We start from the raw sequence: 13,910 nt of genomic DNA on the forward strand, positions 1-13,910 counted from the left end.
AGCAGTCCGCCCCCGGCGAGAAGGTCGCTGGAGGCGGAGTGTTCGTTATAGGGGGATATGGGGAGTTGAGGCGGTACGGCGGCGTGGTCCGTGCGGCCGCGCGCCCTTGGTGCGGGTGGCTGTGCGGTCATCGTCAGACGGCGGCCTTCTTGAGCCGGCGCCGCTCGCGCTCGGACAGGCCGCCCCAAATACCGAAGCGCTCGTCGTTGGCGAGCGCGTACTCCAGGCATTCGGACCGGACTTCGCAGGCGAGACAGACCTTCTTGGCCTCGCGGGTGGAGCCACCCTTCTCCGGGAAGAAGGACTCGGGGTCGGTCTGGGCGCACAGTGCGCGCTCCTGCCAGCCGAGCTCCTCATCCGCCTCCTCGACCAGCAATTCCTGGAACAGCTCGGTCATGTGCGCCCCTCGTCTGTCTTTACGTCCCCGTGATCAAGCCGTGATCGATTTCGGCTGAACGACACGAGTGAAATTACAAGTGTGGTGATCCGGGCCAGTCAAGCCGAGATCTGCTATTGGGCCTCTTATTCACTCGGCGGAACCAAGCGTATGCGGAAAGTGTTCAAATCAGTAAAAACCAGGACACTTCCCCGGGCGTTGCCCCCCGGCGCATCCCCTTCGGTTATCGAGACGCGAACAGGTGGCATTCACGTTGCACCCCCGCGCGCCGAAGCGGGGGAGATCACAGAAGGATCACGGGGCCGCAACGGCGTTTGAGGGTGCGGTTGCCGGTCGATGTCTCCGGGTCGGAGACTGCACAAACCTTTCGCCGGGCGGAGTAACCGGATGAGGTGAAAGATTTGCGGCAAACCAGACGTCCAGTTGACATCGCGCCGCGAACCCGGTCTCCTTGACCGCATGCCAGTGACCCCCGCGCTCCGACTGTCCCGTGCCTACGGGTCGCTCTGTGCTGCGCAGGCTCGCTGTCGCTGTTCCAGCTGTCGAAGCCACTGAGCTCCAGCTTTTCCGCTCGCACCACCCCGCAGCGCCCCTGCTCCGCGTCACCGTGCCGCGCCCCCCACAGGGAAGGCCCGCACCGGCCGCAGCCTCCCCAGCTCACGCTGGGCGCTCTCCCGAGCGTCACCCAGCACGTCCGCCGAGGAACCCGAAACCCCATGAACAGCGACGTCCAGATCGCCGGCGATCCGCTCGCCATCCCCCACCTGCTGCCGCCCGTCCCCGCACACCCGGCCACCGTCGCCGGCTTCGTGGGGCTGGCCCGCTCGATCGCCGCCGACCGCGGCGCCTGGGCGCACCTCGTCCGCTACGACACGACCAGCCGCTGGTACCACCGGCTGCGCACCGGGCCGGGCTACGAGGTGTGGCTGCTGAGCTGGGTGCCGGGCCAGGGCAGCGGCCGGCACGACCACGGGCCGTCCTCCGGTGTGCTGACTGTCCTGGAGGGCGAGTTGACCGAGCACGCAGCGACCGGGCGCCGTACGCTGGCCGCCGGCGCCCAGCGGGTGTTCGCCCCCGGCTACGTCCACGAGGTCGTCAATGACGCGCTGACCCCGGCCGTCAGCCTGCACGTCTACTTCCCCGGCCTGACCGAGATGCCGATGCACGGGGCGCCCCACTGCACCCCCTCGGCCCTGGAGACCGCCGCTCCCTGACCCGCCGCCCTCCCCGTTCGTCCCGGCCACCGCTCCTCCTCGACCCGCCGGCGACTGACACACTGGGCCCCATGCGAATCGTGGTTCTGGCCGGCGGTATCGGCGGCGCCCGCTTTCTGCGGGGACTGAAGGCAGCGGCTCCGGACGCGGACATCACCGTCATCGGCAACACCGGCGACGACATCCATCTGTTCGGGCTCAAGGTGTGTCCCGACCTCGACACCGTGATGTACACGCTCGGCGGCGGCATCAACGAGGAGCAGGGCTGGGGACGCAGTGACGAAACCTTCAAGGTGAAGGAGGAGTTGGCCGCCTACGGCGTCGGGCCCGAGTGGTTCGGGCTGGGCGACCGGGACTTCGCCACCCACATCGTGCGGACCCAGATGCTGAGCGCCGGCTATCCGCTCAGCGCCGTCACCGAGGCGCTGTGCGCGCGCTGGAAGCCCGGGGTGCGGCTGCTGCCGATGTCCGATGACCGGGTCGAGACCCATGTCGCCGTCACGGAACCCGACAGCGGCTCCGCCGCGGGGGCCGGCGAGCGCAAGGCGATCCACTTCCAGGAGTACTGGGTGCGGCTGCGCGCCTCGGTGCCCGCGCATGCCGTGGTGCCGGTCGGCGCCGATCAGGCCAAGCCGGCGCCGGGCGTGCTGGAGGCGATCGCCGAGGCGGACGTGGTGCTGTTCCCGCCGTCCAACCCGGTGGTCAGCATCGGCACGATCCTGGCGGTGCCGGGCATCCGGGAGGCCATCGCGGACGCCGGGGTACCGGTGGTCGGCCTCTCACCGATCGTCGGCGACGCCCCGGTGCGCGGGATGGCCGACAAGGTACTGGCCGCGGTGGGGGTCGAGTCGAGCGCCGCGGCCGTCGCCCGCCACTACGGGTCCGGGCTGCTGGACGGCTGGCTGGTCGACTCGTCCGACGAGGGCGCGGTGGCCGAGGTCGAGGCGGCCGGGATCCGCTGCCGGGCCGTGCCGCTGATGATGACCGACACGGACGCCACGGCCGCGATGGTGCGCGAGGCGCTGGCGCTGGCCGAGGAGGTCCGGGCGTGAGCGACCCCGCCGTGCCCGGTTACCGGGTGTGGGCGCTGCCGGGCCTGCCCGAGGTGCGGCCCGGCGACGATCTCGTGAAGCTGATCGCCGCGGCGGTGACCGCCGACGGTCTGCCGGAACTCGTCGACGGCGATGTGCTGTTGGTGACCTCGAAGATCGTCAGCAAGGCCGAGGGCCGGGTGGTCGAGGCCGACGACCGCGAGGCGGCGATCGACCGGGAGACGGTGCGGGTGGTGGCGCGCCGCGGCACCCTGCGGATCGTGCAGAACCGGCAGGGCCTGGTGATGGCCGCAGCCGGCGTGGATGCCTCCAACACCCCGCGGGGAACGGTGCTGTTGCTGCCCGAGGACCCGGACGCCTCGGCGCGCGCCCTGCGGGCGGGGCTGCGCACCACCCTCGGTGTCGACGTCGGGGTCGTCATCAGCGACACCTTCGGGCGGCCGTGGCGCAACGGGCTCACCGATGTCGCCATCGGTGCCGCCGGCGTGCGGGTGCTGGACGATCTGCGCGGCGGCACCGATGCCCACGGCAATCCGCTCAGCGCGACGGTGGTGGCCACCGCGGACGAACTGGCCGCCGCCGGGGACCTGGTGAAGGGCAAGGCGGCCGGGCTGCCGGTCGCGGTGGTGCGCGGGCTGGGGCACCTCGTCGGGGAGCCGGGCGACGGCGCCGGGGCGCGCGCCATGGTGCGCACCGCCGAGGACGACATGTTCCGGCTGGGCACCTCGGAGGCCATACGCGAAGCGGTGACGGCGCGGCGTACGGTCCGTGCCTTCACCGGCGAGCCGGTCGATCCGGGGGCGGTCCGGCGTGCGGTGGCGGCGGCCCTCACCGCCCCGGCGCCGCACCACACCACGCCGTGGCGGTTCGTCCTCCTGGAGTCGCCGGCCGCGCGCGAGCAGCTCCTGGACGCGATGCGGGACGCCTGGGTCGCGGATCTGCGGGCGGACGGGAAGTCGGCGGAGGCCGTCGCCACGCGGGTGCGGCGCGGTGAGGTGCTGCGTGCCGCGCCGTATCTGGCGGTGCCGTGCCTGGTCACGGACGGCGCGCACCACTACCCCGACGAGCGGCGGAGCACGGCCGAGCGCGAGATGTTCCTCGTGGCCCATGGCGCGGGGATCCAGAACTTCCTGGTGGCGCTGGCGGGCGAACGGCTCGGCTCCGCCTGGGTGTCGTCGACGATGTTCTGCAAGGACGTGGTCCGCGACGTGCTCGACCTGCCCGCGGGCTGGGAGCCGATGGGGGCGGTGGCCATCGGGCATCCCGCCGGGCCGCCGGGGCCGCGGCCGCCGCGCGCCGCCGACGAGTTCGTCACCGTGCGCTGACCGTCGCCCGCGCGCGGGCTCACAGCCGGGCGATGTCCCCCACCGGGAAGCGCGGCGCACGGCGCGGCGGGACGCGGCCGGAGAGCAGGATCAGCCGGGCCGCGCGGTGCCGCTGGCCCTCGTAGGGGGCGAGGAGGTCGAGCATCTCCTCGTCGGTGGTGCCGCGGCGGCCGGTGAGGGCATAGCCGATGATCTTCGGCAGATGCAGATCGCCGACCGTGATCGCGTCCGGGGCGCCGAGGGTGCGCTGGAGCGTCTCCGCGGCGGTCCACGGGCCGATGCCCGGTATCGCCATGAGCCGGCGGGTGGCCTCGGCGAGATCCATCCGCGCGGCCTCCTCCATCCGCCGGGCGGCCCGCACCGCGCGCAGGATCGCGCCGGAGCGCTTGGCGTCGACGCCCGCGCGGTGCCACTCCCAGGAGGGGATCAGCGCCCAGCCGCGCGGCTCGGGCATCACCCGCATCCGCTCCCAGGGCCCGGGCGCGGGCTCGCCGTGCCGCTGCAGGAGGAGCCGCCAGGCGCGGTAGGCCTCGTCGCTGGTGACCTTCTGCTCCAGGACCGAGGGGATCAGCGACTCCAGGACCAGGCCGGTGCGCGCGAGCCGGACGCCGGGGTGGCGGCGCCGCGCCTCATGGACGATGCGGTGCCGGGCGGTCAGCCGCTCCGGGTCGTCGCGCTCCCCCAGCAGCTCGGGCAGCTGCTCCAGCAGCCATGCGGCGCCCGGGCCCCAGGCCTCGGCCTCGACCCGGCCGTCCGCGGGGCGGGCCGCCACGCGCAGGGTGCCGGGGCCCTGGGGCGTACGGGAGGCGCGCCACAGCTCGCCGCCGCGCACCGCGAACGCGGGGTCGCCCGGGCCCCGCTGCAGCACACCCAGCGTGCGGTGCAGGTCGAACGGGCCGGGCGGAACCCAGGTGCGGTCGGGCATGCGGCCAGATTAGGCGATGGCGCCGGGGCGGTGCCGGGGCCTGTGGACAACGCCGCCCGGGCCCCGGCGGGCGCGCCCGGCCCCCCGGCGGGCGGCCTACTGGTCGGAGGAGAAACGCACCGAGGCGGCCGGGATATCGGCGTCGCACCAGATGCGGATGCCGCCGCGCAGTTCGTTGTCGGCGCCGATGCGCGCCCCGTCGCCGATGACCGCACCGTCGAGGACCGTACGGGCCCCGATGCGCGCGCCGGCGCCGATCAGCGAGTCACGGATCTGGGCGCCTTCCCCGATGACGGCGCCTTCGAGGACCGCGCTGCCGTCGATCCGGGCGCCGGGGCCGATGACGGTGCGCGGGCCGGCGACCGTGCCGCCGGTGAGCTTGGCGTCGGCGGCGACCTCGGCGGTCTCCAGGACCAGGCGGTCACCGCGGCGGCCGGGAACCGCCGGGGACGGGGCGCGGCCGAGGACCAGGTCGGCGGAGCCGCGGACGAAGGCCTGCGGGGTGCCGAGGTCGAGCCAGTAGGTGGAGTCGACCATGCCCTGGAGGTGGGCGCCGTCGGCGAGCAGTCCGGGGAAGGTCTCGCGTTCGACGGAGACCGGGCGGCCGGCCGGGATGGTGTCGATCACCGACCGGTTGAAGACGTACGCACCGGCGTTGATCTGGTCGGTGACGATCTCCTCGGGGGTCTGCGGCTTCTCCAGGAAGGCGGTGACCCGGCCGGTGTCGTCGGTGGGCACCAGGCCGAAGGCGCGCGGGTCCTCGACCCGGGTGAGATGCAGCGAGACCTCGGCGCCGGAGGTGCGGTGGGTGTCGACGAGGGCCGCGATGTCCAGCCCGGTGAGGATGTCGCCGTTGAAGATCAGCACCGGGTCGTCCGGGCCGGAGTGCAGGCGCGAGGCGACGTTGCGGATGGCGCCGCCGGTGCCCAGCGGCTCCTGTTCGGTGACGTACTCCAGATGCAGGCCGAGCGCGGATCCGTCACCGAAGTACGGCTCGAAGACCTCCGCGAGGTAGGAGGTGGCGAGGACGATGTGCTCGACGCCGGCGGCCCGGGCGCGGGCCAGCTGATGGGTCAGGAACGGCACACCGGCCGCCGGGACCATGGGCTTGGGCGTATGCACCGTCAGCGGGCGCAGCCGGGTGCCCTTGCCGCCGACCAGGAGGATCGCTTCTGTCAATGTGTCCTCTGTTCGCTTCTCCGCCCGCTGGGGCCCTTCTGCCCGATGGCGGGCAAGGAGGGAGCAGCGGTGCGGCTCTCGGTCGTCGACCGCGGCCCGGCGGCCGCGCGTGCGACGCTCACGGTGTCTTCTCTGCTTCCTGCTGGGGTCGGCCGATCGGCCGACCAGTGTAGGCAGACGGGCGCGCAAAAACCTCGGCGGTGGCGGTCCCCCGGCGCCGTACACGCCATGGGGAGCGCGGGCCGGCGGCGCGAACGTCGTGATCACTAGGACGTGTCGGGGGCAGGAACGGTTTAGTGGTCCCGGCAACATGCGCCCCACCGGACGCCGCAAACCCGCGCCGCCCCGGCCCGGCCGCCGCGGTCAGCGGCCCTGCAGGGTGGCCGCGGCGCGGCGGGTGGCGGCGAGCTTGTCGTAGAGGTGGGTGCCGGGGCAGTCGGTGGTGAAGCCGTCCCGGTGGCCGGAGATGACGTGCAGGGAGACCTTGGTGCCCTTGGCGAAGCGGTTTCCGCCGCCGGAGAGCAGCTGCGCCATGGCGCGCGGATCGACGTTGTAGAGACCGAGCTTCCAGGCCGTCAGACGGGCGATGGCATCGACGGCGGGCTTGTCCGGCTCGGTGTCGGTGAAGGTGCCGAGGACGGCGACTCCGGTGCTGTCGGTGTTGAAGCCGAGCGTGTGGGCGCCCATGACGGGCTTGGCGACGCCGCCCGCACGGCCCTCGTAGACCGTTCCGCACTTGTCGACGAGGAAGTTGTAGCCGATGTCGCGCCAGTGGTTGCTCTTGACGTGGAAGCGGTACATGGCCCGGATCAGCGAAGGGGCCTCTTCGCAGCTGTAGTTGTTGCCCGAACCGCTGTGGTGGACGAAGGCGGCGCGCACGGTCTTGGTGTAGGTGAAGGCCTTTTCGCGCAGCTTCTCGTCGGCGCCCCAGCCGGCCCGGGTGACGATCCGGGGGCGCGGCCCGACGAAGGTCTGTTCCGGTCGCGGCCCGTCCACGGCGGCGATGTCGCCCTGGGACGCGGCCTGGTCGAGGGCGGGGATCTCGGTGGCGCCGAGCGGGGCGAACCCGGCGTTGGCGGCGGAGGCCGCGGCGGCCTCCGCGGAGAGCGGGGCCGGCGGGTCGAGCCGGGCGGCGCGCAGGCTCCGCGGCGGCGCGCCGGGGTCGACGAGTTCCAGCCGCAGCCCGCCCGGGAGCACGGCCGGTGCGCGGTCGCTGTGCTCGGGGGTGATGCGCAGTTGGACGGCGTCGGAGTCACCGACCCACAGCGGCGCGGTGCTGCCCCGTACGTCGCTGCCGTGCCGTTCGGCGGAGCCGAGGTCGGGGGCGTCGTCGTTGTGGACCTGGACGTCCTGCCAGCCCGACCAGTCGCCGCTGCCGTTCGCGCGGGTGCGGACCTGGACCCGGCCGTGCAGCTCGGCGGCGGCGTCGTCCCAGACGACCCCCAGCAGGGAGAACGGCCGCACCGTGCGCGGCGGCAGTCCCAGCTCCTGGGGAGCGGGCTCCGTGGCGGTGTCCCGGTCGGGGGTGTGCGGGGCGGCGGCGCCGAGCGCGCCGACCGGCAGGGACTGGGTGCTGCCCGGCAGGTCGTCGGTGCGCGCCGGGTGCGGTGCGGCGGGGGCGGCGCCCGCACCGGCCGTCGCGGCGAGGGGCAGGGTGAGGGCCGCGGTGCACAGGGCGCCGAGACAGGTCGCAAGGAAGGGGCGCATGAACAAAATCGTGGACACGGCCGGACCGAACGCGCCAATGCTGATCTGACGGGGCATCGGCCGATCCGGTGGCCCGGGCCGGCCGCTCCCGGCCTACCGCCGGCTGCCGCCGCGCGTACCCTGGCCGCGATGAACGCCACCGATCGCACCCCCGCCGACCTGCTGAGTTCCGCGCTCGCCGCGGACCCGGCCCGCCCGCTGGTGACCTTCTACGACGACGCCACCGGCGAACGCGTGGAACTGTCCGTCGCGACCTTCGCCAATTGGGTGGCCAAGACCGCCAACTACCTCCAGGGCGATCTGGCCGCCGAACCGGGCGACCGGCTCGCGCTGCTGCTGCCCGCCCACTGGCAGACCGCCGTCTGGCTGCTGGCCTGCTCGTCGGTGGGCGTGGTCGCGGAGGTGGACGGCGATCCGGCCGCCGCCGATCTCGTCGTCGCCGGGCCCGACCGGCTCGACGCGGCGCGCGCCTGTTCCGGGGAGCGGGTGGCGCTGGCGCTGCGGCCGCTGGGCGGCCGGTTCCCGCAGCCGCCGCAGGGTTTCGCGGACTACGCCGTGGAGGTACCGGGCCAGGGCGACCGGTTCGCACCGTTCGCGCCGGTGGATCCGGGGGGCGCGGCCCTCGTCGTCGACGGCGAGGAGCTGACCGGCGCCGGGGTCGTGGCACGCGCGCGGACCGACGCGGACGCGGCCGGGCTGCCGGCGGCGCCCCGGGTGCTGTCGGGGCTGCCGTACGACACCTGGCAGGGCCTGTCGTACGGGCTGTACGCGCCGCTGGTGACCGGCGGCTCCGTGGTGCTGTGCCGCCACCTGGACCAGCTGGGCGCACCGGCCGCGGCCACCCGCGAGACCAGCGAGAAGATCACCTTCAGGGCGCCGCTGCCGCACTGAGGGGCGCGCTCCCCCGTCCGGCCGACCGGAGGCGCCCGCGGCGGGCCGGTACGCCCGTTTAGGTCCAGGATCTGGAGTACGTACAACCATGCGCGGGTTTCGTCCGTCTCCTGTTCCGTCCGGACCCCGCGTGCGGGCGCGACGCCGACTCCGTGAGGGATGGACGCACACGTGACCGATACCCCCGAGCCTCCCCGGTTCGCCGGCTGGGACGAGCGCCCGGCCGGGGGGCTGGGGCCGGACCGGCCGGGGCCGCCACGCATCCCGCCGTACCGCGGGCACCGGTGGCGCTGGGCCGCGACCGCGGCCGTCGGCGCCCTGCTGGCCGGGTCGGGAGCCGGCTGGGCGGTGTACACCAAGCTCAACGGCAATATCCGCACCGACAGCGCCACCGAGCGCGAGCTGCGCAAGTGGGAGTCCGAGCGGCCGCCCGCGGGCCCGCCGAACGCCGAGAACGTGCTGCTGATCGGCTCGGACAGCCGTAAGGGCAGCAACCGCAGATACGGCCGCGGCGGCGGCCAGCGCTCGGACACCACGATGCTGCTGCACCTGGCGGCGGACCGGAAGAGCGCCACCGCGGTGAGCCTCCCGCGCGACCTGATGGTGGAGGTGCCGCACTGCAAACGCTCCGACGGCACCGAGACCGGTCCCCGGACGGCCCAGTTCAACTCGGCGTTCGCCCTCGGCGGGCCGGCCTGCACGATCCGTACCGTCGAGAAGCTCACCCGCATCCGCGTCGCGCACTACATGATCCTCGACTTCGTCGGCTTCACGAGGATGGTGGACGCGGTGGGCGGGGTGCAGGTCTGTCTGAACCGGCCGGTCCAGGACGCCGAGGCGCACCTCACGCTGCCCGCGGGCCGGCAGACGCTGCACGGGGAGGCCGCCCTCGGGTACGTACGGGCACGCAAGAGCCTGGGCAACGGCAGCGACACCCAGCGCATGCAGCGACAACAGCAGTTTCTTGGGGCTCTCGTGAAGAAAGTGCAGAGTAATGGTGTCCTGCTCAATCCGACCCGGCTGTATCCGGTGCTCGATGCCGCGACGAGTTCCCTGACCACCGACGCCGCACTGGCTTCCCTGAGGGGGCTGTACGAATTGGTTCGCAGCACCCGTAGCATTCCCACCGACCGGGTCCAGTTCCTGACCGTGCCGCGCGAGGAGTACCGCTTCGACCGCAACCGCGATGAGCTGGTGCAACCGGACGCGGAACGGCTCTTCGGGCAGTTGCGCAGGGATCTTCGGGTGACCGTGACGCCCCCGCCCGACAGTGCGGAGGCACCGGTCCGCACGGGAGAGGGTGCACCGTCCGGCCGGCCGGAAGGATCACCCTCGCCGGCGCCGGGTTCGGGGCCGGCCTTTCCCGGGACGACCGCGGAACACGGGAGCTGCGAATAAAGATGCCGCAAAGTACACCCGGCAACTCGAATGTATTGGGCGGATTGCCCAGTTGTAGGTAAGTGGATTTTGTCACGGGCGTCGCGGGGCGCTGAACTGGGCGGATAGTGTGAGCGATCCGGTCGGGCCACCATCCGACCGATGACCATGCAATGCACGATCGACCGACCGAGCGCCTTGAGGGGATGGCGCCGCGTGGCACCGACGGAGGACTCAAGGCACCGTGGACGCGCAAGGCCGTGGGCGGGCGGGCGACAACAACGTCGATCCCGCCGATCAGTGGGTGTTCGATCCGAACACCGGCAATTACGAGCTGCGACTTGACCATGCCGGTCAAGCCCCCGCTCGGCCCTCCGACCGGAAGACTCCCGGCAGCAGACGCGCCGCGCGCAAGCCGGGCAGCGAGGGCGGTGACACCGACACCCGTCCGCTGCCGACCCAGCGCGGCCGGCGGAACGAGGGCGCCGCGGCCGAGGACGGCGAACCGCCGTCCGGCGGCCGGGCGGCACGCCGGGCGGCCGGCAACCGGACGGCGACGGCAACGGCGTCGGGCCCGGTCGGCCGCCGTAAGCCCAAGCCGAAGGCGTCCGGGAAGAAGAAGGCGCTGTACTGGACGGCCGGTGTGGTGAGCTTCGTGCTCGTCGCCGGCTGCGGTGCCGCGTACTACGTCTACCAGCAGCTGGACGGCAACATCTCCAAGGTCGACGTCGGCGTGGAGAACGAAGCGGTCTCCAGCGGCCCGGTCAACGTCCTCATCATCGGGACGGACTCCCGATCCGGTAAGGGCAACTCCGGCTACGGCGATGCCGGCAGCGTCGGGCACGCGGACACCACGATCCTGATGCACATCTCCAAGGACCGGACGAACGCCACCGCGCTGAGCATCCCGCGCGACATGATCACCAACATCCCGAACTGCCCGACGAAGCAGAAGGACGGCTCGAAGAAGATCGTCCCGGGCGAGAACCAGGTGCGCTTCAACACCAGCCTGGGCCAGGAGGGCCGGGACCCCGGCTGCACCTGGCGCACCGTCGAGCAGATGACCGGGCTGAAGATCAACCACTTCATGATGGCCGATTTCAACGCCGTCAAGGAGCTGTCCACCGCGGTGGACGGCGTCGAGGTGTGCGCGGGCAAGGACCTCAACGACCCCAAGTCGCACCTGAAGTTGAAGGCCGGCCGGCACATCGTCAAGGGCGAGCAGGCGCTGGCGTTCGTCCGTACCCGGCACGCCATCGGATTCGGCAGCGACCTGGACCGGATCAAGATGCAGCAGCAGTTCCTCAGCTCGCTGATCCGCAAGCTGAAGTCCAGCGCGTTCAGCAGCCCGGGCAAGCTCTACGACGTCAGCCAGGCGGCGACCAAGGCGCTCACCGTCGACACCGGTATCGGCACGGCGGGCAAGCTGCTGGACTTCGGCAACGACCTCAAGAAGGTCGACATCGACAAGATCACCTTCGCCACGGTGCCGGTGCTGGACAACCCCAAGGACCCGGCCACCGTCATTCTCAACAAGACCGCGGCGGACCCGCTGTTCGCCATGGTGCGCGCGGACCACACCCTGGCCAAGGGCAAGAAGGGCAAGGGCAAGAAGTCCGCGCCGGTGAAAAAGGCCCCGCCCGAGCAGGTGCGGGTCGATGTCACCAACGGCGGCGGGCCGATCGGCTCGGCACAGGAGACCGTGGACTGGCTGCAGAACTCCAAGGCCGCCAAGCTCTCCACCAACGCCGGCAACGCCCCGGCGAAGCTGGCCGCCACCCGCCTCGAATACGCGCCCAACCAGGCCGACCAGGCCGCCACTCTGGCCGACTGGATGGGTCTGCCCAAGAGCGCACTGAAGAAGTCGGCGCAGAACGCCGGTGACCGTCAGCCGATGAAGCTCACCCTCGGGAAGGACTTCAAGGCACCGGGCTCACCGATCGAGGCGCCGACCGAAACCCCGGACGGGGTGCAGAACGTCAATGCAGATGACAAAAACGTCTGCGCGAAGTGATCTGAGCAGGATCCGGCCGCCCCGCCGAGGCGCCGAGCGCACCATCGGACGGAGAACGGGGAGAGGGCCAGATGCGGCAGAGCAGTGTGCGTGGTGACCGCTCGCGTCGACGACGCGAGCCGGACGCACAGGAGTTGGGCTGGGACGACGGGCTCTACTCCGACGGGGGGCTGCCGCCGGACGCCCCCGGCTGGACGCCCGCCGACGGCGGCGTGCCCCCCGAGGACGGGGACACGTCCGCCGACGGCGGCCACCGCAAAGGGGGGCGGCCGCGCCGGGGCAAGGGCCGCAAGGTGCTGCGCTGGACGGCCCTCACCCTCGCCGTCCTGATAGTGGGCGGCGCGGGCGCCGGGTACTGGTACTACGAGCACCTCAATGCCAACCTCCGCAAGGCCCCGCGGTCCCTGGGCGGGGGCGGGCTCAAGAAGCCGGACCCCAACGCCTTCGGGCAGAGCCCGCTGAACATCCTGCTGCTGGGCTCCGACGGCCGTAACAGCGCGGAGAACATCAAGCTCGGCGGCGCCCGGCAGGACGCGGACCGCAAGCCGCTGGCGGACGTCCAGATGCTGCTGCACGTCTCCGCGGACCGCAGCAACATGTCGGTGATCTCCATCCCGCGGGACACCCGGGTGACGATCCCGCAGTGCACCGACCCCAAGACGCACCAGGTCTATCCACAGACCTCCGCGGCCATCAACCAGTCGCTCCAGCACGGCGGTCCGGGGTGCACCCTCGCCACCTGGCAGGAGCTGACCGGCGTCTACATCGACCACTTCATGATGGTCGACTTCTCCGGTGTGGTCTCCATGGCGGACGCCATCGGCGGTGTCCCGGTCTGTGTCGACAACAACGTCTACTCGCACGACAGCAAGGGCCACGGCAGCGGGCTGAAGCTCACCAAGGGCACCCACTCCGTCAAGGGCGTGCAGGCCCTGCAGTGGCTGCGCACCCGTTACGGCTTCGAGGACAACACCGACATCGGCCGGGCCAAGGCCCAGCACATGTACATGAACTCGATGGTCCGTCAGCTCAAGAAGGGCACCAAGCTCACCGACCCGGGCCAGCTGCGCGACCTGGCGGAGGCCGCGACCAAGTCACTGACCGTCGACGACGGCCTGGACACCGTCAAGAAGCTCTACGACCTGGGCGGCGACCTCAACCGGGTGCCGACCAAGCGCATCACGATGGTCACCATGCCCTGGCAGTACGGCCCCGGCGAGCAGTACGTCGAGCCCAAGCCCGGCGACGCGGAGGCCACCTTCGCGCTGCTGCGCAACGACACCGCGCTGGACGGCAAGGACAAGAAGAAGAAGGCGGCGCCGGCGCCCAAGCCCTCGACTCCCAAGGGCGAGTTGAAGGTGGTGGTGCAGAACGGCACCAACAGCACGGTGAACGGCCCGGTCTCCGGCCGCGCGGCCGTCATCCAGCAGCGGCTCGCCGGCCTCGGCTACGGCGCGGCCGCCACCGACCCGGCGCTCACCACCCAGGCCGACACCACGATCACCTACGGGGACAAGAGGCTGCGCGGCGACGCCCTGGCGCTGGCGAAGGCGCTCGGTCTGCCCAAGGGCGCGGTACGGGAGTCGAGTTCGGCCACCGGGATGCGGCTGGTGATCGGCAACGACTGGCGCACCGGCTCGGCGTACCCGAAGACATCGGGCGACGAGAAGAGCGCGGACAAGGCCCCGGACAGCGCGGACGCGCTCAACGGCGAGGACTCCAAGGCCTGCATGAAGGTGAATCCGCAGTACAGCTTCTGAGGGTTCCCCTTCTGTTCTGAGGGTTCCCCTTCTGGTGGTTCCCCGCCGCCCACCCGGTCCCCCGCCGCC

The 13,910-nt window shown here is 72.1% G+C and carries 11 protein-coding genes; 7 read left to right on the forward strand and 4 right to left on the reverse strand.

Features of this window, described 5'->3' with window-relative positions:
• Nucleotides 1-133 precede the first annotated feature (133 nt).
• Nucleotides 134-397, reverse strand: coding sequence for a WhiB family transcriptional regulator (locus tag EST54_RS23125; RefSeq protein WP_003983763.1), 264 nt, complete (start codon nt 395-397; stop codon nt 134-136).
• Nucleotides 398-1,113: 716 nt separating this feature from the next.
• Here EST54_RS23125 and EST54_RS23130 point away from each other — a divergent pair.
• From EST54_RS23130 to EST54_RS23140, 3 genes are all read left to right on the forward strand, one after another.
• Nucleotides 1,114-1,611 carry a cysteine dioxygenase gene (locus EST54_RS23130; RefSeq protein ID WP_129249647.1) on the forward strand — a complete coding sequence of 166 codons (498 nt, stop codon included), beginning with the start codon at nt 1,114-1,116 and terminating at the stop codon, nt 1,609-1,611.
• Nucleotides 1,612-1,682: 71 nt separating this feature from the next.
• Nucleotides 1,683-2,663 carry a 2-phospho-L-lactate transferase gene (gene cofD, locus EST54_RS23135; RefSeq protein ID WP_129249648.1) on the forward strand — a complete coding sequence of 327 codons (981 nt, stop codon included), beginning with the start codon at nt 1,683-1,685 and terminating at the stop codon, nt 2,661-2,663.
• Nucleotides 2,660-3,988 carry a coenzyme F420-0:L-glutamate ligase gene (locus EST54_RS23140; RefSeq protein ID WP_129249649.1) on the forward strand — a complete coding sequence of 443 codons (1,329 nt, stop codon included), beginning with the start codon at nt 2,660-2,662 and terminating at the stop codon, nt 3,986-3,988. Before cofD ends, EST54_RS23140 begins: the two co-directional genes overlap by 4 nt.
• Before the next feature lie 19 nt (nt 3,989-4,007).
• Here the strand turns inward: EST54_RS23140 and EST54_RS23145 are convergent, their stop codons facing one another.
• The 3 genes from EST54_RS23145 to EST54_RS23155 all read right to left on the reverse strand — a co-directional run bounded on the left by EST54_RS23145 (nt 4,008) and on the right by EST54_RS23155 (nt 7,799).
• Nucleotides 4,008-4,913, reverse strand: a complete 906-nt coding sequence (locus tag EST54_RS23145) for a DNA-3-methyladenine glycosylase family protein (protein WP_129249650.1) — start codon at nt 4,911-4,913, stop codon at nt 4,008-4,010.
• 96 nt (nt 4,914-5,009) lie between these two features.
• A complete protein-coding gene (locus tag EST54_RS23150; RefSeq protein WP_129249651.1) occupies nt 5,010-6,092 on the reverse strand; it encodes a mannose-1-phosphate guanylyltransferase in 1,083 nt (360 codons plus the stop codon).
• Nucleotides 6,093-6,455: 363 nt separating this feature from the next.
• Nucleotides 6,456-7,799 (reverse strand): peptidoglycan recognition protein family protein, encoded by a 1,344-nt coding sequence (locus tag EST54_RS23155; protein ID WP_129249652.1) that lies wholly within the window; start codon nt 7,797-7,799, stop codon nt 6,456-6,458.
• A gap of 129 nt (nt 7,800-7,928) precedes the next feature.
• On the opposite strand from EST54_RS23155, the gene EST54_RS23160 reads away from it, so the two are divergent.
• From EST54_RS23160 to EST54_RS23175, 4 genes are all read left to right on the forward strand, one after another.
• Nucleotides 7,929-8,690 carry a TIGR03089 family protein gene (locus tag EST54_RS23160; RefSeq protein ID WP_129249653.1) on the forward strand — a complete coding sequence of 254 codons (762 nt, stop codon included), beginning with the start codon at nt 7,929-7,931 and terminating at the stop codon, nt 8,688-8,690.
• A 171-nt stretch (nt 8,691-8,861) separates the two neighbouring features.
• Nucleotides 8,862-10,088: an LCP family protein gene (locus EST54_RS23165; protein WP_129249654.1), complete on the forward strand. Its 1,227-nt coding sequence runs from the start codon at nt 8,862-8,864 to the stop codon at nt 10,086-10,088.
• A gap of 223 nt (nt 10,089-10,311) precedes the next feature.
• A complete protein-coding gene (locus tag EST54_RS23170) occupies nt 10,312-12,081 on the forward strand; it encodes an LCP family protein (RefSeq protein WP_129249655.1) in 1,770 nt (589 codons plus the stop codon).
• Nucleotides 12,082-12,152: 71 nt separating this feature from the next.
• Entirely contained in the window at nt 12,153-13,841 is a 1,689-nt protein-coding gene (locus tag EST54_RS23175; protein WP_129249656.1) for an LCP family protein, read from the forward strand.
• Nucleotides 13,842-13,910: the final 69 nt, after the last annotated feature.

Origin of the sequence: Streptomyces sioyaensis (assembly GCF_004122735.1) — a bacterium.
Taxonomy (GTDB): domain Bacteria; phylum Actinomycetota; class Actinomycetes; order Streptomycetales; family Streptomycetaceae; genus Streptomyces; species Streptomyces sioyaensis.